Source organism: Gilliamella apis (genome assembly GCF_030758615.1).
GTDB lineage: Bacteria > Pseudomonadota > Gammaproteobacteria > Enterobacterales > Orbaceae > Gilliamella > Gilliamella apis_A.
On the sequence record NZ_CP132381.1, the window covers coordinates 1,170,983 to 1,196,010 of the forward strand.

Genomic DNA, 25,028 nt, shown 5'->3' on the forward strand with positions numbered 1-25,028 from the left:
TCTGTATAATATTGCCACCCACGTTACAACAGTGTTCTTCCCAACGCTGTTTTCGATTGTCAAAATTAGTATAGCAACTCGAAGGGGTTAGTTAGTTAATAGTAGCAATCAAAAAGTGTAAATAAATCAACTGATTTATTAACGTGAGATTAATTAAAATTTGGATAAATACGAATGAGTACTTTTTCAGCTAAACCAGAAACAGTTAAACGCGACTGGTATGTTGTTGATGCAGCAGATAAAACGTTAGGTCGTTTAGCTACTGAAATCGCAAGCCGTTTGCGTGGTAAACACAAAGCAGAATATACACCACATGTTGATACAGGTGACTATATTATCGTTATCAATGCAGAAAAAGTTGCTGTAACAGGCAAAAAACGCACTGATAAGATCTATTATCGTCATACTGGTTACATCGGTGGACTTAAAGAAGCGACTTTTAAAGAAATGATTGAACGTCATCCTGAACAAGTCATCGAAATTGCTGTAAAAGGCATGTTACCGAAAGGTCCTCTTGGTCGTGCAATGTACCGTAAACTAAAAGTTTATGCTGGTAGTGAGCACAATCATGCGGCACAACAACCGCAAGTATTAGATATTTAAGGGGATAGAAGATGGCTGATAATCAATATTACGGTACAGGTCGCCGCAAAAGTTCCGCTGCTCGAGTGTTTATCAAACCAGGTAGTGGAAATATCGTTATTAATAAACGTTCATTAGAGCAATATTTCGGTCGTGATACAGCTCGTATGGTTGTTATGCAACCACTTGAGTTAGTTGAAATGACTGACAAACTTGATCTTTACATCACTGTTAAAGGTGGTGGTATTTCAGGTCAAGCTGGTGCGATTCGTCACGGTATTACTCGTGCATTAATGGAATATGATGAAACTTTACGCTCTTCATTACGTCAAGCGGGCTTTGTTACTCGTGATGCACGTCAAGTTGAACGTAAAAAAGTGGGTCTACGCAAAGCTCGTCGTCGTCCACAATTCAGTAAACGTTAATTGCTACGTTACAAATTTGTTTCAAAACCCAGCACAAGCTGGGTTTTTTTTCAGTTTTATTTATTACGATATAAATTATAGATAATAATCACCCAAATCAAAAATAACTTATTATTATTCAATATAATATATTATAAATCTTTTATTCTCCTCAAAAAATATAATCTGTTTATAAGATGAAAAGAGTACAAATCTGAGAAAAAAACAAAAAGAAAATTCATTTTTTTTAACAAATTTGTTATCCAATTTGTTAGAATAGTTATTAATATAAACTTATTTTAACTTTTTGCATATTTGGAGTGACCATGGTTGTTGCTGTTAATAAACGTTCTGTAATGACATTATTTTGTGATACAACAGATATTTATGGCCATCAGATTCGTTTTGTGTTGGCAGAAAAAGGGGTAACAGCTGAAATCGAGTTTGTTACAGCAGATAATCTACCTCAAGAATTATTGGATTTAAATCCCTACGGTTCAATTCCAACACTAATTGATCGTGACCTTACCTTATATGAACCTCATATTGCATTAGAATATTTGGATGAACGTTTTCCTCATCCACCGCTAATGCCTGTTTACCCAATTGTAAGAGCGAATTCTCGATTAACCATGTATCGCATTAAGAAAGAATGGTATAGCGCTTACGAAACAATTTTAGCTAATCCGGATAGTGAAGCAGCTAAACAAGCTCGTAAAAATTTACTTGATGATTTAGTATCAATCTCCATAATGTTTAAAGAAAAAGATTACTTTATGAGTGATGATTTTACATTATGTGATTGTTATTTTGCTCCTTTGCTTTGGCGTTTACCTATGATTGGTATTGAGTTGCCAAAAGTTGCCGAGAAAAATTATCTTGCTTATATGGCTCGAATTTTTGAACGACCAGCTTTTATAAGCTCTTTAACTGAAGATGAAAAGAAAATTAGAGCGTAATAGTTTATTTTTTATCTAACGACAGATTAGCAATTAAACAAGGTGGCCGTTATGGAAATTGATAACATGACTCCTCGTCGCCCTTATATCTTCAGGGCTTTTTATGACTGGATCTTAGATAATGAATTAACTCCGTATATTGTGGTTGATACTTCTGTATATGGTGTATTAGTACCGCAAGAGTTTATAAAAGATAATCAAATAGTACTTAATATTGCCCCGCAATCGGTCGGGCAATATTTAGCTAATAATGAACAAATCGAATTTAATGCTAGGTTTTCTGGTGTTCCTCAACATATTGTTGTACCAATGGCAGCTATTGAAGCTATTTATGCTCGTGAAAATGGTGTTGGTATGGGATTTGAGGATGAGCCACATTATAAAGCTCTTAGAGAAGGAGCGAATAAACCTGCAGAAAATATTAAACCAAAACCAGCTAATCCTTTCCGAGTTGTCAAATAATTATTATTAATTGTTTGAATAATAAAAAAATTCACTATCTTATTTACAATCTTAATATTTGGTCATAAATAAGATAGTCCTTTTTTGTCTGTAATATCTATAATAGTAATAGCCAATATAAATCAAAGTAGGGGCAAAAATAATTGTTATTTTAAATTTTATAATTGATAATGATTATTATTACCATAATGGAGTGTTTATTTTATGAAAACGTGTAATAACAATCCTACTTCTCGCCTTTGGCAACTTGCTTTTCGATATAAAGTACTAATAATTTTATCTTGTTTACTTTCAATCTTAAGTGTTGCTACTGCTTTTGTTCCTTTTATTTCAGTATATTACATTGTTTATGAAATAATTATCAGTTTAGCCAACAACACTACATTAAATAATGAACTTATTATCAATTATGGTTGGTTAGCTTTTGTTTCTGCGGCATCTTCAATATTTTTAAATTTTGTTGCACTTTGTCTTTCGCATATTGCTGCATTTAAAACGCTTTATCATTTAAAGTACAATTTTATTAGATATTTATCATGTTTACCTCTCGGATTTTATACTAATCATTCAAGTGGCGAATTACGAAAAATTGTTGATGATGATATTGAAAAAATAGAGATTTTTATTGCACACCAATTGCCTGATATGATTGGTTCATTTGCTACTCCAATTATAATTTTTATTATTTTAGCCATTTTCGATTGGCGTTTAGGCTTGGCAACATTGGTACCAATCATCTTAGCTTATATTGTTTTAAAAAGTGGTTATCGTCGTAAAGAAATTAAAAACAATATGCAAGAATTTCAAACCCGATTAATTGATATGAGTAATGCTTCAGTTGAATATATTCGTGGTATAACAGTGGTTAAAGCTTTTAATCAAACTTTCTTTTCTTTTAAACGCTTTTATGAATCTATCAAAGCTTATCAACAATATTGTCTTAAGTTTATAGATTGTTTTAAATATCATATGGCACTGTTTTTGCTCATATTAAATAATATCTATCTTTTTATTATTCCCGTAATGATTTTATTATTAGATACAACAGAAAATTATGCCAATTTTATTTTGTCATCTATTTTCTATTTAATTTTCTCACTGGCTTTGCCGGCACCTTTTTTCAAACTTTTATATGTATCACAAAGTTTTCAAAGAGCAGTTAAAAGTGTTGAAAATATGGATAATGTTCTCAATATAAAATCATTGGCTGAACCGGAATCAGGCCTAGAAGTTGATAATTATGATATTTGTTTTAATGATGTTACATTCTCTTATAATGAGAATAAAGATAATGATTCTTTAGAAAGTAATGCCCTCAATCATATCTCTTTTACTGCCAAACAGGGAACAACCACCGCATTAGTTGGGCTTTCTGGTAGTGGCAAAAGTACCATTTCACTACTTATTCCGCGCTTTTTTGATCCTGAGGAAGGAACAATAACCATTGGTGGTGTAGATATCAAACAAATGAGTAGTGAATATTTATTGTCATTAGTTAGTTTTGTGTTTCAAGATGTTTTTCTTTTTAAACAAACAATTTTAGATAATATTAAAATAGGCAAACCAGATGCCGATCTAGACGAAGTTATTGCTGCATCTAAAGCCGCTCAGTGTCATGATTTTATTGAAAAATTACCAGATGGCTATCAGTCTGTAATAGGCTCTAAAGGATTGCATCTGTCTGGCGGAGAAATGCAACGATTAGCAATTGCTCGAGCATTACTAAAAAACTCACCTATACTGATTCTTGATGAAGCTACATCTTTTGCTGATCCTGAAAATGAATACAAAATTCAACTTGCCTTAAAAGTATTAATGGAAGGTAAAACCGTTATTATGATTGCCCATCGTCTATCAACAATAAAAGATGCCGATCAAATTGTGGTATTAGATAAAGGAAGTATTGTTGAAAAAGGAACCCACCAGCAACTTATTGATAAACAAAATACCTATTACAAAATGTGGCAATATTACAAGCAAACATTAGATTGGCAAATAGATCTGCCAAATTCAGCTAAAAATTGTCATTCAGATCACTCTTGTCATAATGATGGGGTAGCACATGTTTAAAAAAATATTGATGTTGTCAGATATAGAAAGTAAAAATCTTAATCAAGCGATTATTGCTTGTACATTATCCAATTTAACATTAATGTTGCCTTTCATAATTTTATTACAGGTAATTATGTTGTTAATTGAGCCTTTAACTAACCAAATACCAGTGAATGTTTATTATCTTTGGATAATGGCAGGCTTCGGTGTGTTATCTGCGATTTTGTTTTTAGTATGTTATAAAAGAGAATATAAAAAGACTTACACTAATGCTTTTAGTCAAGCTGCCAATACTCGAATTGCGGTCGCTGAAAAACTTCGCAAATTACCTCTGAGCTTTTTTAATCGAAAAGATCTTTCTGAACTTACCGCAAACATTATGGGCGATTGTGCGGTTATTGAAAATATGCTTAGCCATGTTATACCGCAATTAATAGGATATTCTGTTAGTAGTCTAATAACTTGTTGCTTATTAGCATTTTATGATTGGCGAATGGCTGCGGCAATTTTTTGTACTTTGCCAATTGCTATTATTATAGTTGTTGCGGGTAAAGGTCTTGAACAAAAATTGGGTGAAAAGCATGTTCAAGCTAAATTAGCAGTTTCCGATGAGGTTCAAGAATATCTTGATGGTATAAAAATCATAAAGGGTTTTGGTTTAAGTGGTAAAAAATTCCAGCGTTTAGATAAAGCTCTGAAAAATATGATGTGGGCATCGATTAAGTTTGAAGGAATAGGTGGAATCATTGTTACTTTGTCTACTATGGTCTTGCAAGTCGGTTTAGGTATTGTTGTTTTACTCGGGGTAACCTTAATGGTTTCTGGAAGTTTGGATCCAATTACTTTTATTGCCTTTGTGATTATTAGCTCGCGAATTTATAGTCCTTTAATTTCGGTTTTAACATTATTACCTGAACTGTTCTATATGCTGGTTTCTATCGATAGAATGAAGAGTCTGCAAAATGAACCTATTATGGAAGGTAAAGATGATGTGACTTTTACTAATTATAATATCAATATCGATCAGATTAATTTTTCCTATAATCAGACAAGTGTTATTAATAATGTAAGTTGCGCTATACCTGATGGAAAAATGACAGCACTAGTTGGGCCATCTGGTAGTGGTAAAAGTACCTTATTACAGTTGATTGCGCGTTTTTGGGATGTAAATTCAGGAAAAATCACTATAGATAATCAAGATATTAAGCAAATAGATCCGGAAACATTAATGCATTCAATGGCTTTTGTTTTTCAGAAGGTGGTATTGTTTGATGATACTATTATGAATAATATACGAATTGGTAGGCATAATGCTACTGATGAAGAGGTAAAACATGTGGCTAAAATCGCTAGATGTGATGAGCTAGTAGCTCGATTACCAGATGGTTGGAATACATTAATTGGTGAAAACGGTAGTAAACTTTCTGGCGGTGAACGGCAACGTATCTCAATTGCGAGAGCATTATTAAAAAATGCACCTATTATTTTGCTTGATGAAGCTACCGCTTCTTTGGATCCTGAAAATGAAGTTTATATTCAAGAAGCCATTGCTAATCTAGTAAAAGATAGAACTGTCATTGTTATTGCTCATCGCTTAAAAACTATCGTTGGTGCTGATAATATTATTGTCTTAGATGAAGGTTCAATTGTAGAACAAGGCAATTATCAGCAATTAATGGCTAAAAATGGCTTATTTACTAAGCTTTATAGCCTACAAAAACAGACATTGTCTATTAATTAATGATTGGCTATATTTCTGAAAATAATCAGTATATCATATAACAAAATAACTGATAAAAAACAGACGAATGAGTAATGAAATTGAATTAAAGTTTCAGATTAATCAAGCTGATTTAGCAGAGCTGCAACTTTATTTAAATCAATGGGTATGTTGTGATGAAGCAGAATTTTCTTCGCAAGGATCAAGAACACTAGTTAATCAATTAAATTTGATTAATACTTATTATGATAGCGAAGATTATTTTCTACGTCACAATGGTTGTGGTTTACGAGTTAGAATAAGCGAAGATGCTAACGGTAAGCATTTTGAAATGACATTAAAATCAAAAGGGAAATCTGTCGGAGGATTACACGAACGAATTGAGTTTAATGAATCGCTTCCTGATGATAAGCTTGATTTGAGTGTGTTACCAAAAGGAGCATTACCAGCTAATTGTGATATAAAATTGTTACAACAAGAAATAATCCCTCTGTTTACTACTAACTTTAAACGTCAAACTTGGTTAATTTCATTTGCGAATAGTGAAATAGAAGTGGCATTAGATCAAGGCCAAATTACCTCAAACGGAAAATTGATACCTATTCAAGAGATTGAGCTCGAAATAAAACAGGGTAATAAATTGGATTTAATTAATTTTGCTATTGAATTAAGCCGATTCCATTTACATTTATTTTCGCAAAGTAAAGCTTCTCGTGGTTATCGTTTATTAAACAACTTATCTTTTACGCCAACTATGATTTCTGTGACAAAGCTACATGATTTATCAAGCGTGTTAGATTTTTGGCAACAGCATGAAGAATATGCGTTAGAAAATAATGATTTAACCTATTATCAACAGCTAGTAACTCAAATAAATGAAATGCTAATTAGCCAAAACTTGTCAATAGGACCTGAATTTCATCATTGGCAAACAGCCATACCATATATCGATTCTGTCGAAAATTTTGCTTATAGTGAAATCAATACAAAAGTAAAACTCATGTTAATTACTGAAATAAATAAAGCGGATAAAAAATAGTTATAAAAATGAAAAAAACGTTATTCAAATTACCTTTATTATTTGTTTTATTTTATTGGCTTGTAAATATTGTTTTGTTTACAGCCTATTTCATTGTAATTAATAATTATTTTACTGCATCTGATTTGACATTTTTTCAGATAAGTAAAGGAATTATTCAACGACTTTCAGTTAACTTCTATTTACAGTTACCGAATTCAATTATACTTTTTATTGTTGCCATCGTTTTATTGAATAAATATTCTATTAATATAATCAATCGAAAAAATATTATTAATACTTTCATTATAGCCATATTAATTGTCTTGAGTGAAATAGTAGGAAGATGGTTTTATCGGACTTATATTAATAAGTGGATGTTTATTGATCAGCAATATGCAGGTATAGATATATATTTTATTTCTATAATCGACATATTTAACTGTACAAAAGTAGTGATGAGTTATCTTTTCATAACAATTTTAACTTTTTTTAGTGTTAAATTTCTTAATTACAAATATATACATAATGATAGTGGATTAACGCAAATTGAAAGTCAAAAGTTACATCTTGGCGTATTTATTTCACTTTATAATTGTTACTTTATCACTTTATTTATTTCATTTTTTGTGCTTGATAGATATATTGATTACAGTTCATATAGCATTATTATAGAATTAGGTATTTTGATTATATTTTTATTAATTACTAATTTGCTGGGTTATTTTTTGTTAAGAAGATGCTTTAAAGGGGTAACAGAAAGTTTAAACCTAACAAGGCTAATTATTAGTTCACTAAGTACCTTTATCTTAAACTGTATATTGCTTGTATTTATTATTTTTATTTGTATCCGAATGTTTGAACTTTTACAAATATATTATAGTTTACCTAATACTCCAACATTGATTACCTGTTGTTGGGTAATAATAGTGATGTTATTTATTGTAAGTAGCCTAATGGTTAGAACTATGGCAAAACTTTTTTTTGATTCAAAAAAGGAAAATTAAGATTCTATAATAGAATAAATTTGTTTGACTTTTTCCCTCTCAAAGTAAACCTATATCAATCTGATGATAAATAACCAAAATTTAGGTTATATTTCATTAAGATTCGCCATTTTTTTCGTTTTAGTACAAAAAAACGCTATTCACTCATATAATCAAGCAATTAGCATAGACATTCATGATCTATTTTTGTTATTTTATCATTATCTTAAAATTCAAGTATAACAATTAATTAGTTTTTTATTGTGCACATTGAGTTTAATAATCTAATGAATAGAAATTATAATAAATATGGAGGTTTTGTGCTTAATAGTAATTCAAATAAAATTAACCTATTGGTCAAATTAACATTCGGGACTTGTCTAATCACCTCTAATTTTTCAAATGCCTTAACCATCATTGATGCTAATAATATTGGGGAATACACTGAAAAAGGTATTGCAGTTACAACTGATGATATTGTTATTCAGAATTTAACAGATAGTTCACTACCACATATCAATTTAGCAAAAAATAAAATATCAGCTATTAAGTCGCAAGTTGCTGGTAAAAAAATAACTATTGATAGTGGATTAGATGAGTTTGTTATCCAAACTAATGGAACGGGTAACTATAATAGCGCATTTAATATCCATGCTCATTCTGGTGGAAAAGTTGATGTTTTAAGTGATATTCGCTTAAATGTTCAAGATGGTACTGGAATTTATTTAGCCAGTGGTGGTAAAGGTAATTTTGCAAAAAAAGTAATAATAGATGGTACCGGTGTAGCAAATCATAGTTTTATTGGAATTCGAGCCTACAATGGTTCAAACATAATTAAGACTGATGGGAACTTTGATGGTGAAGTAATTATTCAGTCCATAGGAGATAGTAGTTATGGTATTTTATCTCTACTCAATAATAATCCTAATGCGATTGGTATAAATTTAAACTTTAATGATAAAGTAACGATTAATATGACTGGAGCTAACTCCGTTGGAGTTTCAGCACAAGAACAAGTTGGAGCAAACCCAAATGCTGACAGTGTTATTAATTTTAATAATGGATTAGATGTAATAACCGCCAATGGAAACGCGATTGAAATGGAACAAAGTGCCGGTAAAATATCTATCAATAGTGGTACAAATACTAATAACATTGTCTCGGTTAATCATAACAGCCATAAAGCCATATATGCGAATACAGGACAAGTAACTGTTCAAGGAAAATCGTATATAAAAGGGGATATTTATGCTAAAGATAAAGGGCAAATAGATCTTGATTTAACTGATGGTTCGCTTTTATTGACTGCGATCAATAATGCGCTCAATGAAACTCCTGAAGAAAAAGGTAATATCAATGTTACAATGACAGGTAGTCAAAGCCAATGGCGAATGACAGATAGTTCATATATTGATTCTTTAATATTAAATAATAATGCTAAAATTAGTTTTGGTTACGATTATGAAACACCAAATAGGATCAACAATCTTAACGGTTCAAACAGCATGCTTTTAACCGCAAACTCATTATCTGGCAATGGATTATTTGAATTACGGACATCATTAGGCAATAATTTTGCTAATGATTTAATTAAAATTACCGGATCTTTGCAAGCGACAGGGGAGCATAATATTTCAATTAAAGATGATTATACTGGTTCCGCAATGGTTAATGGTAATGAAAAAATGACTTTAGTTGAAACTGAAGGTGGTGGCGCTAAGTTTAACTTAATTTCCCCATCAATTGATATTGGTCCGTATCAATTTAATAAATTAACTAAAGTTACTAACGAACGTAATAATGGCTCAGAAGATTGGGTATTGTCAGCAACAAATTCGGAATCAGCTAATCCTATAAAACCAAGTAAGCCTCATTTAACAAATACTGCTCAAAATGCAGCTAATATTCTTAATTCAAATTATTTGCTCAGTTACATAGAAACGCAAACTTTACATCAACGAATGGGAAAACTTCGCAGAAATGAAACAGTTGCTGGAGATGCTTGGGGGCATATTTATAGTGGTAAATTAAGCTCGTTTAATGATAATCGTTTGTCTGATTTTGCTATGAATTATTATGGTTTACAGCTCGGTATAGATCGAAGAATAGAAGATAACAGACAGGATGTATATTATGGATTTATGGGCGGTTACAGTCGAGGAAATATCGATCATCATGTAGGTGATGGAAACACAACAGGCTACTATGCAGCAATCTATGGTACCATTCTAGATCAATCTGGATTGTATATCGATGCTTTAGCCAAATATATGATAATGAAGAATAAATTTAATACAACTACTGGAGGTGGATATTTAGTAAAAGGTGATGGCAATACTAATGGTGTTTCAATAGGAATAGAAGTTGGGCAACGATTCTACCTTTCTCCAGCATTGAATTCAAATCAAGGTTGGTATATTGAACCACAAACACAACTAACCTATTCCCGTCAGGGTAGCACGGTAATTAAAGCAACTAATGGTTTAAGAACCGAATTAAACAGTTACAATTCATTACATAGTCGAGCAAGCATTATCTTAGGTAACAACTTTTCACAAGATAATAACATTATTGATGTATATCTAAAAACAGGCTATGTGAAAGAGTTTGCTGGCCAAACATCTTATGTATTTAACCATACAGCAAAAGAAAAATATGATTTTGCTGGCAATTGGTGGGATAACGGGATTGGTGTTAATATGCAATTTAATAATCATCATAATATTTATGCTGATGTGGTTTATTCTCTGGGCAATAAATTTGATCAAAAACAAGTTAACATGGGATACCGATATAGCTTCTCATAATGAATTGTTGTTTATTTGTTAACACAAAAATTATTTACTAATATAAAGTGACTTGCAAATACAGTCACTTTTTTTATTTTAATTAATTGGTTAAATTATTTTTTTAGAATAAATATTATTACTCTAAATTGATTGTACCCTATTCATATTAACCATGCTTATTAACTAATTAACTCATTGCATTGAAAACAATTGATATGATTTTTTACAATATAGTTCAATAAAAAGATATCGGTATGTAAAAAGTCATTTATAATATTTAATTAGGTGATTTTATCAATATATAAAATATTTTAAGTGAGTGCTTATTATGTCCCAGCCAAGCTCGTTAGTTTCACCATTAATTGCTCAGCAAAAAGAAAAGATTATATCTCAATTGTCACAATGTGATTCAAAAGAAGTACTTGATAACCTTAATATTTTGCTACAAAGTGATTTTCTGATTGATGCTTTTTATCGATTTCCCGAGTGGCTGACAGATATTATTACTCATCCCCCTCAAGCTGATGAAAGATGTTTCTATCAACAATGGTTAAATGAAAGACTAGCATCTGTATTTGATGAATTAGCTCTAATGAAAGTATTAAGATTATTTAGGCGCTATATTCTGGTAAGGCTTGAATGGTCACAATTAACCCAAACAAGTAATGATGAGCAAATTTTATTACAACTTACGCAGCTAGCTGAAGTGATTATTATCACCGCACGTGATTGGCTTTATGAGCTTAGTTGTAAAGAATGGGGAACGCCATGTAATTTACAAGGGCAAGCACAACCTTTACTTATTTTAGGCATGGGAAAATTAGGTGGTGGTGAACTGAATTTTTCATCAGATATTGATCTTATCTTTACCTACCCTGAACATGGACAAACTCAAGGTGGGAGACGAGAATTAGATAATGCTGTGTTTTTTACTCGTTTAGGGCAACGATTAATTAAAACACTAGACCAAATTACTGAAGATGGTTTTGTCTACCGCGTTGATATGCGTTTACGTCCGCTTGGTGATGGCGGTCCGTTGGTTTTAAGTTTTTCTGCTATGGAAGATTATTATCAAGAGCAGGGAAGAGACTGGGAACGTTATGCCATGGTAAAAGCAAAAATACTTGGTGATCAGCAAGATCCCTACACCAAAGAGCTTTACCAAATGTTAAAACCATTTGTTTACCGCCGTTATATTGATTTCAGTGTATTGCAGTCATTACGAAATATGAAAAGTATGATAGAGCGTGAAGTTCGGCGTCGAGGCTTGACTAACAATATCAAACTTGGTGCTGGTGGTATTCGTGAAATTGAATTTATTGTACAAGTTTTTCAACTTATACGTGGTGGACGCGTTGTGGGCCTACAAACTCGCTCTTTATTAACCGCCTTACAAGTAATAGAACAGGAATCGTTACTTAGCGTGAATGAAGTAGACACTTTGCGAGAAAATTATTTGTTTTTACGTCGTTGTGAGAATTTACTTCAAGCTATACATGACGAGCAAACACAAGCATTGCCAGACGATGAGCTGGATCGAATTCGTATTGCCACTAGTATGAACTTTAATGATTGGTATGAATTTGAATTTGATCTTGCTAAAAGAATGCAATTTAATCGACAAGTATTTAATCAACTTATCGGTGAAGATACATCTGAATCAGTATCTAATTCTAAGCAATACAATGAACAATTTGATGATCTTTGGGTGCCAGATTTGCAATTAAGTGATGTTACATCAGTACTGACTTCTTACTCACATGATGATGCTGAAAAATTATATCAAATGATTTGTCAGTTTCGTGATGATATTGGTAAACGGACAATTGGAGTACGAGGTCGTGAAATACTTGACCAATTGATGCCACGATTATTGGAGTTGGTTTGTACTGATAAAAACACATTAGTACTATTATCACGAATCTTACATTTATTAGTTAATATTGTTAGCCGAACAACTTATTTAGAATTACTACTTGAATATCCAACAGCATTGAAGCAGTTAATTCGATTATGTAGTGCCTCGCCAATGATTAGTGAGCAATTAGCTCATTATCCAATTTTGTTAGATGAACTAATAGATATTAACTCCCTTTATCAAACTGTTTCACCAAATGAATATAAGAGTGAACTTTATCAATACTTACTTCGTATTGAGGTTGATGATGAAGAACAACAACTTGAAGCACTGAGACAATTTAAGCAAATGCAATTATTGCATATAGCCGCTGCCGATGTTGAACAGGTATTAAATACTATGAAGGTAAGCGATCATTTGACCTATGTTGCAGAATCACTAATTGATTTTGTTGTACAAATAGCATGGAATCAAATGGTCGCACGTTATGGTAAACCTACACATTTAACTGACAATCAAAAAGGATTGGTTATTATCGCTTATGGCAAATTAGGTGGTTGGGAATTGGGTTATGGTTCAGATTTAGATCTGGTATTCCTTCATGATTGCCCTGTAGATAGCATGACTAATGGTGATAAACAAATTGATAGTCGCCAATTTTATTTACGATTAGTACAAAGGATTATTCATCTCTTCAATGTTCGCACCAGCTTTGGAATTCTTTATGAAGTTGATGTTCGTTTACGTCCACAAGGTGATGCAGGTTTATTAGCTTGTAGTTTAAATGCTTTTTATGACTATCAAATGCATGAAGCTTGGACATGGGAACACCAAGCATTAGTCCGAGCTAGAGCTGTATATGGTGAGATAGAACTGATTAAACGCTTCAACCAAATTAGGCATGATGTTTTATGTAAACCTCGTGAAGAAAAGGTATTAAAAACCGAAGTTAGAGAGATGCGCGAAAAGATGCGGACCCATCTAGGTACAACAGAGCAACATCGATTTAATTTGAAAATTGATGAAGGTGGTATTGGTGATATTGAATTCTTATCCCAATATCTAGTACTTAACTATGCTCATCAATATCCTAAAATGACAACATGGAGTGATAATGTAAGGATTTTAGAATTAGCGGCAAATTATCAAATTATGGATAGCCAAGAAGCTGAACAGTTAACTAAAGCTTATATTGATATGCGCAATGAAATCCATCAATTATCATTACAACTTTTACCGAGTACAGTTGATGATTCATACTTCAAATTAGAAAAAAAGATTGTAAATCAAAGTTGGCTAAAATGGCTTAAATAGTATTTAGCCAATCACTAAAATATTTTTAATATTAATTAATGAGTTAGATTTGATTGCTGAAAAATTTAATGGAGTCTATAACTTAATGGCGACAATCAAAGATATTGCAAAACTTGCCGGCGTATCTCATGGAACTGTTTCAAACGTGCTTAATGATCGAGGTAATGTTAGTGTAAAAAAAATTAAATTGGTTGAACAAGCCATTCAACGGTTAGGTTATCAAATTAATTTATCTGCTAAAAATTTAAAAGAAGGTACAACTAAATCTATTTCGGTGATACTACCCAATATTACGTCTGAACAATATAGTAATTTATATGATGGTTTGTTTAATCAAGCTAATCGGCTTGGTTATGAGTTGTCACTTTATCTAACCTATGATTCAAAAGATCTTGAGTTACAATTAATTCAAAAGGTGGCTGTTAAACGAGATTATGCTGTTATAGCTGTTAGCTCATTATTTGACGCTAGTGAATATTATCAAAAAATTAAGTTGCCAAAAGAGAAAATAATTTTTGTTTATAGAAAGCCTTTATCTGCATTACAATTTATTTCACTAGATTATGAGAAAGCCGGGCAAGACATTGCTAATGAGTTGATCAACGAATCGTATCATCGAATTGGATTATTTAGTAATTCAGAACATCATACTCATTCTCAATCCTTTAAAAAAGGTTTACAAAGCCAGTTTAAAAAACATAATTATTCAGTCCTATTGAATAATATAGCTTCCAAGCCATCTAACGGTACTTATAATTTAGCATTTAGTTTTTTTGCCGATGAACAGACAAAGTATGATGCCATTATTACCATGGATATGGAGCGGGCTCATTTCGTCCGTAATGCGAATTATTTTGGTAGTCAACAAGACTGCCCACCAATTTATACTTTAACGAACAATAGTTTTTATTATGAAGACAATATCTATCAATACCATATGAACTATGGCATATTAAGTGAACAAATTATGAAATTGGTAGAGGGAGAAACTGTAACCAATATCGATAATAAAGGCTTTTCATTATTACCTGATTCAAATTCAGCAAATAAAACTAAACATAATGAAACCATTAATTTTCTAATCTTACCAAGTCCATCAACACAAGCGGTCAAAAAATTACTCCCTCATTTTAAGAAAATGTATGGTATTAATGTTAATTTAATTATTAAGCCCTTCGACGAAATATATCATATTTTGAATCAACTTAATCAGCATCAAGAGATCGATATTATTCGAATAGATATGGCTGGATTACCTTGGTTTGCACCGTCAGTATTTAAACCTTTATCAAAATTAGCAATCGACTTCGATCATTTATTGGCAAAATACCCACTAGAACTCATCGAACGCTTTAGTTATGTAAATAATATTGCTTATGCGATTCCTTTTGACCCAAGTGTACAGATGCTTTTTTATCGTAAAGATTTATTTAATGACCCATTAAGTAAACGAGCTTATTTTGAAAGGTATCGACAACAACTAAATGTTCCTAAAAATTTTACTGAATTTGATCAAATTGCACAATTTTTTAGTCGACAACACAATCCTGAATCACAAGTAGAATTTGGCAGTTGCATTACTTTAGGCAATTATGAACTCATTGCATCAGAGTTTTTAGTTCGTTATTATGCTCAAGGTGGTAAATTAATTAATGGCAATAAATTAGGCTTAAACAAGACTATTGCTCTTAATACTTTAAATCAGTTGCAATCATTTATAAAGGTAGCAAGAAATATACAATCACCTTGGTGGCAAGAATCAGTAAATTTATTTGAACAAGGCCAACTTGCAATGTTAATTGTTTATATGAATTTATTTAGTTATATCAATCATCGTAATATTTTACCTTTAGTTGGATATGCAAAAGTACCTGGTCGAAAATCTTTATTTGGTGGTGGATCACTTGGTATGTCGAAATATAGTCAAAAAGATAAACAAGTTAAAATCTTTTTTGATTGGCTTTATTCTAATGAAATCAGTGAACAAATAGCATTACTTGGTGGCGCCACGGCACAAAAATCTATTTTTCAAAATCATAGAATTATTAAGAGTTATCCATGGTTACCAGTGGTACAACAACAATACACTAATGGTATTCGGGAAAATAGTATGACTGGTAATGCGATTAATTTAAGATTGATTGAAAACATTATTGGCAAATATTTAACACAGTGGATAACTAATCAATATAGTTCAATGCAAATCATAGGGTTGATTAATGTTGAGATAGAAAAAACTATGGCTAATAAATAATTATTAGCCATAGTTTACGTAACTTTTTATCGTTAACTGTGAATGGATTATTCTGATTCTACTTTTTTAGGTGTCATGATGACATCTTTGTCTCTAAAGAAGTACCAGAAACCTACCGCAACAATTGCTGCAACTACAGCTGGATAGATCCAAAACTCTTGCCATTGAGGTCCAGCATTAGGTAATGTTTTTTCAGTAACAACACGATTATTGATAAATCCACATACCGATGCCGCCATAAATACACCAAAGCCATTAGAAACAATAAAACGTAAGCCTTGAGCCTGAGCTTTGATTTCTGGGCCAGCTTTTTTATCAACATAAATATCGCCCGCGGTAAAGAAGAAATCCCAACAAATACCTTGTAACAATAAAGTGCCAATAATATAGAAGAACATATTACCGTCTGACGTTGCGGCTAACGATAGCATCATACTACGAATTATCCAACAAATTGCACCGAATAAGATGATCTTTTTAAACCCAAAGCGACCTAGTAGGAAAGATAAAAGGAACATAAATAGCACTTCTGTAGCAATAGCAATTTGCATCATTGATGCTGGTTCTAATCCTAATACAGGCAAATAAACGGGTAAATAAGCACTATATGCAGTTTTAGTGATCATTAAGATAAAGGTAGAAAGCATGAATATAGTGAAATATTTATCTTTAAAAAGAGATAAGGCATCTAAACACATGGCATCTCGAATTGAGAATTTTTTATTTCGACTGGTTGGTGGCGTATTTGGTAAAGTGAAACAATAAATGCCGTAAACCACAGAAGCTCCAGAAGCAAGTAAAAATGAATTGATTGAACTTGAAAAACCAGTGTAGCCAAGAATTAATCCTACTATCATAAAGCCGATAGTACCAAATACACGAATAATTGGGAACCAACGCACACCATCTATATGCCTAAAGCTTACGCTATTTGCTAAAGCCGTTGTTGGATAGAATAATAAACCAACAATAAATATCATTATTAAAAAGCCGACAATATTGCCACTTTCAACAAAGTTAGGAATGATAAATAAAACACCAGCATTAAGAATGTGTAATATCCCCATCACTTTTTGAGATGCGATGAATCTATCAGCAATCATACCAATAAAAAGTGGCGAAATGATGGTTGCAATTCCTAAAACTGAATAAGTAGAACCAACAATTTCTTTTAATCCATAAGCAGCAAGTACTGCACCGATAACCATATTCCATGCGCCTTGCACAAAATATTGTAAAAACATCATTACCAGTAAACGTGGTATTTTAAACATATATAGCTCCGTATTAAATCGTCTTCGTTAAGCCATCATAGGCCACTTGAATATTATATGGTTTAAATATTTCAACTAATTCATCATGCATGAAGCCACTACTATGGGAGTGATGAGAAGTGATAAGTTGAGTATTGGAATCAAAAATACCTTCTTCTAACATGCGTTTTTGAGCTGCAATAACAGTTTCAATACTCATGTGATTATTGGTTTTATCATTTTGTTTATAGCCGTAAGTACACTCGAAAATTGCCATATCAATTTTTTTACCGCTATTTTTCAACCATTGCCAAGTTAGCTCAGGAAAATAACCCGAATCATGTCCGTGGAGTAAGGTTTTACCATCTTTCTCGATTAAATAAATAAAACAAAATTCCCATTTAGCATGATTAGCCAACAAAGCAGTAACGGTATAACCAGCTGATGTCACAACAGTTTGAAATGGAACCACTAAATTAAATACAAAACGCTCAGGACTATATCCAGGTAAAACATTTAAGCAACCATTTATTGCAATATCATTGCCATAAATATACAGTGGATGGTCGATATTAAATCCATAGTCCACCATACGACTAAACAGATCGCCAACATTAAAATGGTCAGGGTGAGTATGAGTAAACAATAAGTCCTTTATTTTAGTAACGTCAATGTTTTCTCTCATTACTTGATAGCTATATTCAGGGGCAAAATCAATTTGCATAATATCATCAATAAGAATCGAACTTCGAGTTCTTATATTTTTACCTTTTTGTTGGCGAGATTTTTCACAAATTTCACATTTACAAAAAGGATTTGGGATACCTTCAGAGGCGGCAGTACCCAAAAACTGTAGTTTCACATTGTTCTCCTATCTATAATTAGATTGTTTTTATGCTAGTTTTAGCATTATGTTAGCAAAAATTGGAACGTTTCAATTTTATTTTAATGTCATAATAACCACAACAAAAATGGTATTTTTTTTTGTTAATTCGTGAGCAGGATCAAAGTTTCTATAAAATAGGTTATTGTTTTAATATTAAATAATTATCGACGATATTGTTTATCGCCGATAATAAAAGAGTTTAGATGCTGGAGGGTAATTTTAGTTAGCCTCTTTCCATAGAATTAGATCCTGTTCGTCGAGTTCTGACGCATCAAATCCGACTGTAGGGGGTAATTCTTCACGGTCAAAGGCTAAATCGCCACCATTGATATCAATATCACCTTTCTTAATCCCTTTAAAATCGTAAAGATTGGTATCGCATAAATGAGAAAGAGTAATATTTTGTGTAGCGCGAAACATGGTTTCGATACGACCAGGAAATTTTTTATCCCAATCATTTAGCATTTCTTTGATTACTTGCCGTTGCAAATTAGGTTGTGAGCCACAAAGATTACATGGAATGATAGGAAATTGTTTTATTTCAGCATATTTTGCAATGTCTTTTTCTTTACAATATGCAAGAGGTCGAATAATAATGTGCTCACCTGAATCATTCATCAATTTAGGTGGCATGGCTTTAAGTTTGCCTCCATAAAACATGTTTAAAAATAGTGTTTCTAAAATGTCATCTCGGTGATGTCCTAGTGCTATTTTTGTTACACCAAGTTCAGTTGCTGTACGATATAAAATACCACGTCGAAGTCTAGAACAGAGAGAACAGGTTGTTTTACCTTCTGGAATTTTTTCTTTGACAATTCCATAAGTATTTTCTTGGACAATTTTATATTCAATACCTAACGACTCAAGATATTCAGGTAAGACATGCTCAGGAAAACCAGGTTGTTTTTGATCTAAATTAACTGCGACTAATTCAAATTGTACTGGTGCGCTGATTTTTAAATTAATAAGAATATCCAGCAATGTATAGCTGTCTTTACCGCCTGATAAGCAGACCATTATACGATCGCCTTCCTCGATCATATTAAAGTCAGCGATAGCTTCACCAGTAAGACGTCGCAATCGTTTATGTAATTTATTTTGGTTATATGTATTCATCACGATTTAATAGATTATTCCGCTCGACTCATATATCGGCGTTCTGCGATATGAATTTTAACTCTTTCGTGGTTATCAATATATTCTGGTACTTGAATGACAAGACCGGTTGATAGTGTTGCAGGCTTTGTTCGTGCACTTGCTGAAGCACCTTTGATACTTGGTGAAGTTTCAATAATTTCTAGTTCAACTGTTTGTGGCAGTTCTAAAGCAACAACTTCACTTTCAGCCATTAACACCTGAATACCATCCATTCCACCATCAGGAATAAATAGTAGTTCTTCTTCAATTTGATCTTTCTTAAAAATAAATGGCGTATAGTCTTCATTATCCATAAATACATATTCGTCACCATCAATATAAGAAAAGCTTACCGGACGTCGAAATAGTTCGATAGTATCTAAAATATCATCTCCTTTAAAACGTTCCTCAACTTTGCCACCAGATTTCACATCGGTAAAACGCATTTTATAAAGGGTGCTTGCTCCACGCGCACTAGGACTTTGAACATCAATCTCTTTCACTAATAATAGTTTGCCATTGTAGGTGACTGCATCACCACGTTTTATTTCATTTGCTTTAGCCATAATACTTTCTTCATGTTTAATAGAGTTAAAAATTTAGCTCGCTATTTTACCCTTAACTTGCTATTGTCACCAATAAATTTTATAAAACAACGACAAATTCCTCTAAACTAATGACTGATTCATTCAAATGCCGTAAAAACTGTGGTGCATGTTGTATTGCGCCATCAATTTCATCTGCTATACCTAGTATGCCGAATGGAAAACCAGCCGGAATTGCCTGTTTTCATTTAGACGAGAATTTTCAGTGTAAATTATTTGGTAATACTAATAGACCTCTAGTCTGCGGTCGTTTAAAACCTTGTTTTGAAATGTGTGGAACAAATCGTGATCAAGCGATGGATTATTTAACTCAATTAGAACAGTTAACTAGCAGCTAAGTATTGCTAATATTTAACATATCAGACGGATTATTAGAATTATTTATCTCGCATATAATTTTTTTTGATACACTTCATCACAATTTATCAGCTAATGATAAATATCGTAATAAATTATTTTAAATCAGTTACTAACCTAGATATTAAGCATAAGGTAGTAACTAAATATATTTAGAATCTGTTTAACAAGAAGAAAATTAATATGAATGATAAATTAAAGCGTGATTTAAAAGCCCGTCATTTAGCGATGATAGCCATTGGTGGCTCCATCGGAACTGGGTTATTTGTCGCTTCAGGCGCTACTGTTGCACAAGCTGGTCCTGGTGGTGCACTGCTTTCTTATGCCATTATCGGCATAATGGTCTACTTTTTAATGACTAGTTTGGGGGAGCTTGCTGCTTATCTTCCAGTTTCTGGCACTTTTGCGACCTATGGGGCACGCTATGTAGATGAAGCATTTGGTTTCGCTATCGGTTGGAACTATTGGTATAACTGGGCAATAACGGTTGCTGTTGACTTAGTTGCTGCACAATTGGTGATCTCCTATTGGTTCGATGCTGGGGCTTATAGTTGGTTATGGAGCTTGTTATTCCTAAGTATTATCTTTTGCTTAAACTATGTTTCTGTGAAAGGTTTTGGTGAAGCAGAATTTTGGTTTTCATTAATTAAAGTCGTCACTGTGATTTTATTTATAGTAGTTGGTTTATTAATGATTATTGGCATTTTAAAAGGTGCTGAAACTGCTGGTTGGCAAAACTGGCAAGTTGGTGATGCTCCATTTGTTGGTGGTTTTGCTTCAATGATTGGTGTTGCGATGGTCGTTGGTTTCTCATTCCAAGGTACTGAACTAATTGGTATCGCTGCAGGAGAATCAAGAGATCCAGAAAAAAACATTCCAAAAGCAATGAAACAAGTCTTTTGGCGAATACTATTATTTTATATTTTTGCAATTTTAGTTATTAGTTTAATCATTCCATATACTGATCCTAACTTACTACGTAATGATGAAACTGATATCAGTGTTAGTCCATTTACTTTAGTTTTTCAGCATGCTGGATTATTATCTGCAGCAGCTATTATGAATGCAGTTATTTTAACTTCAGTACTTTCTGCAGGTAACTCAGGCTTATACGCTTCAACTCGAATGCTATATGCTTTAGCTAAAGAAGGTAAAGCACCAAAGATCTTTGGACGATTATCTTCATCAGGTGTACCTGATATGGCATTATTTGCGACAACATTGGTTGCTATGCTTTGCTTCTTGACCTCACTATACAAAGATCAGGAAGTTTATTTATGGTTACTTAATATGTCAGGTATGACAGGATTTATTGCTTGGCTTGGTATTGCTATCAGTCATTATCGTTTTAGAAAAGGCTACATAGCGCAAGGTCGTGATCTCAATAAATTACCATATCGTTCGAGTTGTTTTCCTTTTGGTCCTATTTTTGCCTTTATACTTTGTTTGACGATAACATTAGGGCAAAATTACGAAGCATTTTTACAAGAAACCATTGATTGGAACGGTGTCATTGCCACTTACATCGGTATTCCATTATTTCTTTCGATTTACTTCGGTTATAAAATCGTTAAAAAGACGAAATGGATAAAGTATGAGCAAATGGATTTTTCTCAAATGGATTAATTAGGAAGTAACCTAAATTATGACTTGTACATCCGTCGACTTTAGTCGACGGAATTGTATTAAAAAAGAGAAAATAACTAATCAACTCATTAGTTAATAATGTAAAACAACAAGCGTGATAACGATATTAACGACTACGGAATATGATACGTGCTTTTGAAAGATCGTAAGGTGTCATTTCTACCGTAACTTTATCGCCAGTTAGAATTCGAATATAGTTCTTTCTCATCTTTCCAGAAATGTGTGCAGTAACAACATGACCGTTTTCAAGTTCAACACGAAACATCGTGTTTGGAAGAGTATCAAGAATAGTACCTTGCATTTCAATGTTATCTTCTTTTGCCATTGGGGCCTCTTAATATTAAATACAAATTAAATACACTCAAATTAATAAATATCATTCTCATTTTCTTTACGATTAACTAGAAAAGCGAATTAATCCAACTCAACTAAATTACCAAAATATTTTTGGATCTAGACAAAGTGATTGATTTGAGTATAAACATAGAACAACTATATTCAAATTATCTAAATATAGCGGCGAAATAATGCCGAAAAAACTCTCAGATGTAAAGTCATTTCTAACATTTCTTTGCATTATAGAGCCTATTTTCATGTATATATTGCCAAACTTTAGGCGATAATAACTTTTCACAGCTTTGTTGATTATTAATATTTTGCCGGATTTCTGTTGCTGAAATTGCTTCAAGTGGTGTATTAGCAAAGTAAATATAGCCATTAGGACATTGATGTAATGTTTGACTATCTTGAGTTAGGTGTTGATTAATCCATTGTTGTAGCTTGCTATCACAGGGTGTTTTAGCATAACCTGGTCGTTTACATATTAGCAAATGACAATAATCGAGTAATTTTTGCCACTCTTTCCATGTTGGTAAACTAAGCAAAGAATCTTGTCCCATTATAAAAGCTAAACTTTGCTGAGTACCATTTTGTTGACGCCATGATTTGAGAGTATCAATGGTAAAAGAGGGCTGATTAATTAGCTTTGGTTCTAATTCTCGAGTATCAACTGAAAATAGAGAATAATCCGCTATAGCCAACTGCAACATAGCTAAACGTTGCTCTGTATTGGCCTCTGGTTGTGGTTTATGAGGCGGAATACGGTTAGGTAATAGATTAATTTTAGTTAATCCCAACTCTTTGGCTAAGGCTAAAGCTGGGCGTAAATGCCCATAATGGATTGGATCAAAGGTTCCACCAAATAACGCTGTTAACACTTATTTAACCCCATAAACTGCATAGTTAAACTTAGCAGTGCATCCCAAATAGGTAAATCATTATTATGTTTTAGGCTAATTTCAATATCGGTTAATGTCGCCAGTAGAGCAAATAACGATTTGATATCAAAACGATTCAAATAAGCGCTATACATGGTTCTCCTATTTTGCCAGACTCTATATTCATCAAAAATTTGCCGAGGTGATTTCTCGCTTAAAGCTAATTTTAAATTGATCAACAAAATCAATTCACGTTGAATAATCCGCATCAATATTAACGGCTCAAAATCATTCATTTTAAGCTGTTGTAAAACATGTGTTGCACGTTTTGCTTTATTGGAAAGCATTGCATCAATCCAATGAAAAGGCGTAAATATCGCTGAATCATTAATATTTAACTCAACTTGTTCATAAGAAATAGTTTGATTTGAATAGAGTAAATTTAATTGCTCAATAATTTGCGTTAATGCCAACAAATTACCTTCATAGTAATAACTAAGTAGCTCAATCGCTGGAGATTCAATAGCTATTTGCATTTGTTGTAAATAGCTTTTGATCCATTGTGGTAATTGTGCTGCTTCAGGTGTTGAACAATTCACTACCACTAACTTGTCAGATAAAGCTTTGTACCATAATGCATTTTCTTGGGTCTTAGTAATCTTCACTAGACTAACTATCAAGCCAATCTCAGGGGTTAACATTTCACATAATGTGTTTAATTTTGTTGCCACTGAAACATTTAACACACCTTCACCAATATCTATACAGAGTAAAGTTTTGCTTGAAAATAGATTCATTGCTTGGCAACTATCATACATTGCCGACCAGTCTGTTTGGCTATTGATTGTGAAAGAAAGTTGTTCGTCATATTGAGCTTGTTTAAAAGCATTACGTAATTCAGTTTGTGCATAATGTTGCAGATAAGGATCGCTACCTAAAATCAAATAATAAGGCGATCCTAATTGCTGGGTTATTTTTTCAGCACTAATTTTAATCATAACTAGTTGTTAGTTTGCTGCATCAACTGATTTCAATTTACGAATGATCTCTTTAGCTGCTTGCTTATACATTTCATCCTCAATCAAATTTTGTTCTACTGTCTTAGCTAATGCTGCTGCTGGATTATCAAAGAAGGTACGGAATATACGAACGTTAATTGGATGAATTTGTTCACCTGCAATGACTACTTGCGCTTGAACTGTCAATACTAACTGATATTCTGCTGCTTTACCATCTTGATAGATAGATATAGTGTTTTTATCCAATGAATTTCTGACTATGCGCAATGACGGATATTTAGCTTTATTATTGCCATTAACTAATGTAACTTTATTATCGCGTAGTAACTCTTTAACTTCCCTTGACAATCGACCGTATGGATCACCACTTTCATAGGACAGTGTCTTAAAGCGAGTAGGAACCTCTGGTTCATATTGCAAATGAAAACCGCATCCAGACAACGATATTGTCAATAACATCAAAGCTAAATATTTTTTCATTGGTATCATCACCTATCTCTTAGTTATCT

The 25,028-nt window shown here is 32.5% G+C and carries 21 protein-coding genes; 13 read left to right on the forward strand and 8 right to left on the reverse strand.

The features are described from left to right. Window positions 1-174: 174 nt before the first annotated feature. The 11 genes from rplM (at window position 175) to RAM17_RS05445 (ending at window position 16,398) form a co-directional block, all read left to right on the forward strand. Window positions 175-603 carry a 50S ribosomal protein L13 gene (gene rplM, locus RAM17_RS05395; protein WP_110448205.1) on the forward strand — a complete coding sequence of 143 codons (429 nt, stop codon included), beginning with the start codon at window positions 175-177 and terminating at the stop codon, window positions 601-603. An 11-nt stretch (window positions 604-614) separates the two neighbouring features. Beyond that, entirely contained in the window at window positions 615-1,007 is a 393-nt protein-coding gene (gene rpsI / locus RAM17_RS05400) for a 30S ribosomal protein S9 (RefSeq protein WP_034901366.1), read from the forward strand. A 305-nt stretch (window positions 1,008-1,312) separates the two neighbouring features. Continuing rightward, window positions 1,313-1,945: a stringent starvation protein SspA gene (gene sspA / locus RAM17_RS05405; protein ID WP_086359756.1), complete on the forward strand. Its 633-nt coding sequence runs from the start codon at window positions 1,313-1,315 to the stop codon at window positions 1,943-1,945. A 51-nt stretch (window positions 1,946-1,996) separates the two neighbouring features. Continuing rightward, window positions 1,997-2,407 carry a ClpXP protease specificity-enhancing factor gene (locus RAM17_RS05410; RefSeq protein WP_110448204.1) on the forward strand — a complete coding sequence of 137 codons (411 nt, stop codon included), beginning with the start codon at window positions 1,997-1,999 and terminating at the stop codon, window positions 2,405-2,407. Window positions 2,408-2,611: 204 nt separating this feature from the next. Then, the gene (locus RAM17_RS05415; protein WP_110448203.1) at window positions 2,612-4,477 is read left to right on the forward strand and encodes an ABC transporter ATP-binding protein; all 1,866 of its coding nucleotides are present in this window, start codon (window positions 2,612-2,614) and stop codon (window positions 4,475-4,477) included. After that, window positions 4,470-6,200 carry an ABC transporter ATP-binding protein gene (locus tag RAM17_RS05420; RefSeq protein WP_110448202.1) on the forward strand — a complete coding sequence of 577 codons (1,731 nt, stop codon included), beginning with the start codon at window positions 4,470-4,472 and terminating at the stop codon, window positions 6,198-6,200. The genes RAM17_RS05415 and RAM17_RS05420 overlap by 8 nt, the downstream gene beginning before the upstream one ends. A 67-nt stretch (window positions 6,201-6,267) precedes the next feature. Next, entirely contained in the window at window positions 6,268-7,218 is a 951-nt protein-coding gene (locus tag RAM17_RS05425; RefSeq protein ID WP_110448201.1) for a CYTH domain-containing protein, read from the forward strand. An 8-nt stretch (window positions 7,219-7,226) separates the two neighbouring features. Beyond that, on the forward strand, window positions 7,227-8,204 hold the full coding sequence (locus RAM17_RS05430) for a hypothetical protein (protein WP_110448200.1): 978 nt from the start codon (window positions 7,227-7,229) through the stop codon (window positions 8,202-8,204). Between the two features lie 299 nt (window positions 8,205-8,503). Then, window positions 8,504-10,990: an autotransporter outer membrane beta-barrel domain-containing protein gene (locus RAM17_RS05435; RefSeq protein WP_181414683.1), complete on the forward strand. Its 2,487-nt coding sequence runs from the start codon at window positions 8,504-8,506 to the stop codon at window positions 10,988-10,990. Window positions 10,991-11,300: 310 nt separating this feature from the next. Beyond that, window positions 11,301-14,144, forward strand: coding sequence for a bifunctional [glutamate--ammonia ligase]-adenylyl-L-tyrosine phosphorylase/[glutamate--ammonia-ligase] adenylyltransferase (glnE, locus tag RAM17_RS05440; protein WP_110448198.1), 2,844 nt, complete (start codon window positions 11,301-11,303; stop codon window positions 14,142-14,144). Between the two features lie 85 nt (window positions 14,145-14,229). After that, window positions 14,230-16,398, forward strand: coding sequence for an extracellular solute-binding protein (locus RAM17_RS05445; protein ID WP_146208339.1), 2,169 nt, complete (start codon window positions 14,230-14,232; stop codon window positions 16,396-16,398). A 47-nt stretch (window positions 16,399-16,445) separates the two neighbouring features. Here the strand turns inward: RAM17_RS05445 and RAM17_RS05450 are convergent, their stop codons facing one another. The 4 genes from RAM17_RS05450 to efpL form a co-directional block, all read right to left on the reverse strand. Then, window positions 16,446-17,672, reverse strand: coding sequence for an MFS transporter (locus RAM17_RS05450; RefSeq protein WP_086359763.1), 1,227 nt, complete (start codon window positions 17,670-17,672; stop codon window positions 16,446-16,448). Window positions 17,673-17,685: 13 nt separating this feature from the next. Next, window positions 17,686-18,513, reverse strand: coding sequence for an MBL fold metallo-hydrolase (locus tag RAM17_RS05455; RefSeq protein WP_110448196.1), 828 nt, complete (start codon window positions 18,511-18,513; stop codon window positions 17,686-17,688). Window positions 18,514-18,756: 243 nt separating this feature from the next. Next, window positions 18,757-19,653 (reverse strand): tRNA 2-thiocytidine(32) synthetase TtcA, encoded by an 897-nt coding sequence (gene ttcA / locus RAM17_RS05460; RefSeq protein ID WP_110448195.1) that lies wholly within the window; start codon window positions 19,651-19,653, stop codon window positions 18,757-18,759. A gap of 14 nt (window positions 19,654-19,667) precedes the next feature. After that, window positions 19,668-20,240: an elongation factor P-like protein EfpL gene (gene efpL, locus RAM17_RS05465; RefSeq protein ID WP_086359766.1), complete on the reverse strand. Its 573-nt coding sequence runs from the start codon at window positions 20,238-20,240 to the stop codon at window positions 19,668-19,670. A 110-nt stretch (window positions 20,241-20,350) separates the two neighbouring features. Between efpL and RAM17_RS05470 the strand changes: the two genes are divergently transcribed. Continuing rightward, window positions 20,351-20,617: a YkgJ family cysteine cluster protein gene (locus RAM17_RS05470; protein WP_086359767.1), complete on the forward strand. Its 267-nt coding sequence runs from the start codon at window positions 20,351-20,353 to the stop codon at window positions 20,615-20,617. Window positions 20,618-20,819: 202 nt separating this feature from the next. Further along, window positions 20,820-22,262 carry an amino acid permease gene (locus RAM17_RS05475; protein ID WP_110448194.1) on the forward strand — a complete coding sequence of 481 codons (1,443 nt, stop codon included), beginning with the start codon at window positions 20,820-20,822 and terminating at the stop codon, window positions 22,260-22,262. 127 nt (window positions 22,263-22,389) lie between these two features. Here RAM17_RS05475 and infA read toward each other — a convergent pair whose 3' ends face one another. The 4 genes from infA to lptE all read right to left on the reverse strand — a co-directional run bounded on the left by infA (window position 22,390) and on the right by lptE (window position 24,999). Continuing rightward, a complete protein-coding gene (gene infA, locus RAM17_RS05480; RefSeq protein WP_025315083.1) occupies window positions 22,390-22,608 on the reverse strand; it encodes a translation initiation factor IF-1 in 219 nt (72 codons plus the stop codon). A 235-nt stretch (window positions 22,609-22,843) separates the two neighbouring features. After that, the gene (gene nadD, locus RAM17_RS05485) at window positions 22,844-23,500 is read right to left on the reverse strand and encodes a nicotinate-nucleotide adenylyltransferase (protein WP_110448193.1); all 657 of its coding nucleotides are present in this window, start codon (window positions 23,498-23,500) and stop codon (window positions 22,844-22,846) included. Beyond that, a complete protein-coding gene (gene holA, locus RAM17_RS05490; RefSeq protein ID WP_110448192.1) occupies window positions 23,494-24,498 on the reverse strand; it encodes a DNA polymerase III subunit delta in 1,005 nt (334 codons plus the stop codon). Before holA ends, nadD begins: the two co-directional genes overlap by 7 nt. A gap of 9 nt (window positions 24,499-24,507) precedes the next feature. Next, on the reverse strand, window positions 24,508-24,999 hold the full coding sequence (gene lptE, locus RAM17_RS05495; protein ID WP_198247004.1) for an LPS assembly lipoprotein LptE: 492 nt from the start codon (window positions 24,997-24,999) through the stop codon (window positions 24,508-24,510). Between the last annotated feature and the right edge of the window lie 29 nt (window positions 25,000-25,028).

Coding starts and splice junctions, on each gene's coding strand:
- RAM17_RS05415 (WP_110448203.1), top strand. CDS start 2,612: ATGAAAACGTGTAATAACAATCCTACTTCTCGCCTTTGGCAACTTGCT.
- RAM17_RS05450 (WP_086359763.1), bottom strand. CDS start 17,672: ATGTTTAAAATACCACGTTTACTGGTAATGATGTTTTTACAATATTTT.
- rplM (WP_110448205.1), top strand. CDS start 175: ATGAGTACTTTTTCAGCTAAACCAGAAACAGTTAAACGCGACTGGTAT.
- lptE (WP_198247004.1), bottom strand. CDS start 24,999: ATGAAAAAATATTTAGCTTTGATGTTATTGACAATATCGTTGTCTGGA.
- RAM17_RS05410 (WP_110448204.1), top strand. CDS start 1,997: ATGGAAATTGATAACATGACTCCTCGTCGCCCTTATATCTTCAGGGCT.
- ttcA (WP_110448195.1), bottom strand. CDS start 19,653: ATGAATACATATAACCAAAATAAATTACATAAACGATTGCGACGTCTT.
- holA (WP_110448192.1), bottom strand. CDS start 24,498: ATGATTAAAATTAGTGCTGAAAAAATAACCCAGCAATTAGGATCGCCT.
- efpL (WP_086359766.1), bottom strand. CDS start 20,240: ATGGCTAAAGCAAATGAAATAAAACGTGGTGATGCAGTCACCTACAAT.
- RAM17_RS05420 (WP_110448202.1), top strand. CDS start 4,470: ATGTTTAAAAAAATATTGATGTTGTCAGATATAGAAAGTAAAAATCTT.
- RAM17_RS05445 (WP_146208339.1), top strand. CDS start 14,230: ATGGCGACAATCAAAGATATTGCAAAACTTGCCGGCGTATCTCATGGA.
- RAM17_RS05475 (WP_110448194.1), top strand. CDS start 20,820: ATGAATGATAAATTAAAGCGTGATTTAAAAGCCCGTCATTTAGCGATG.
- infA (WP_025315083.1), bottom strand. CDS start 22,608: ATGGCAAAAGAAGATAACATTGAAATGCAAGGTACTATTCTTGATACT.
- rpsI (WP_034901366.1), top strand. CDS start 615: ATGGCTGATAATCAATATTACGGTACAGGTCGCCGCAAAAGTTCCGCT.
- RAM17_RS05425 (WP_110448201.1), top strand. CDS start 6,268: ATGAGTAATGAAATTGAATTAAAGTTTCAGATTAATCAAGCTGATTTA.
- sspA (WP_086359756.1), top strand. CDS start 1,313: ATGGTTGTTGCTGTTAATAAACGTTCTGTAATGACATTATTTTGTGAT.
- RAM17_RS05430 (WP_110448200.1), top strand. CDS start 7,227: ATGAAAAAAACGTTATTCAAATTACCTTTATTATTTGTTTTATTTTAT.
- RAM17_RS05470 (WP_086359767.1), top strand. CDS start 20,351: ATGACTGATTCATTCAAATGCCGTAAAAACTGTGGTGCATGTTGTATT.
- glnE (WP_110448198.1), top strand. CDS start 11,301: ATGTCCCAGCCAAGCTCGTTAGTTTCACCATTAATTGCTCAGCAAAAA.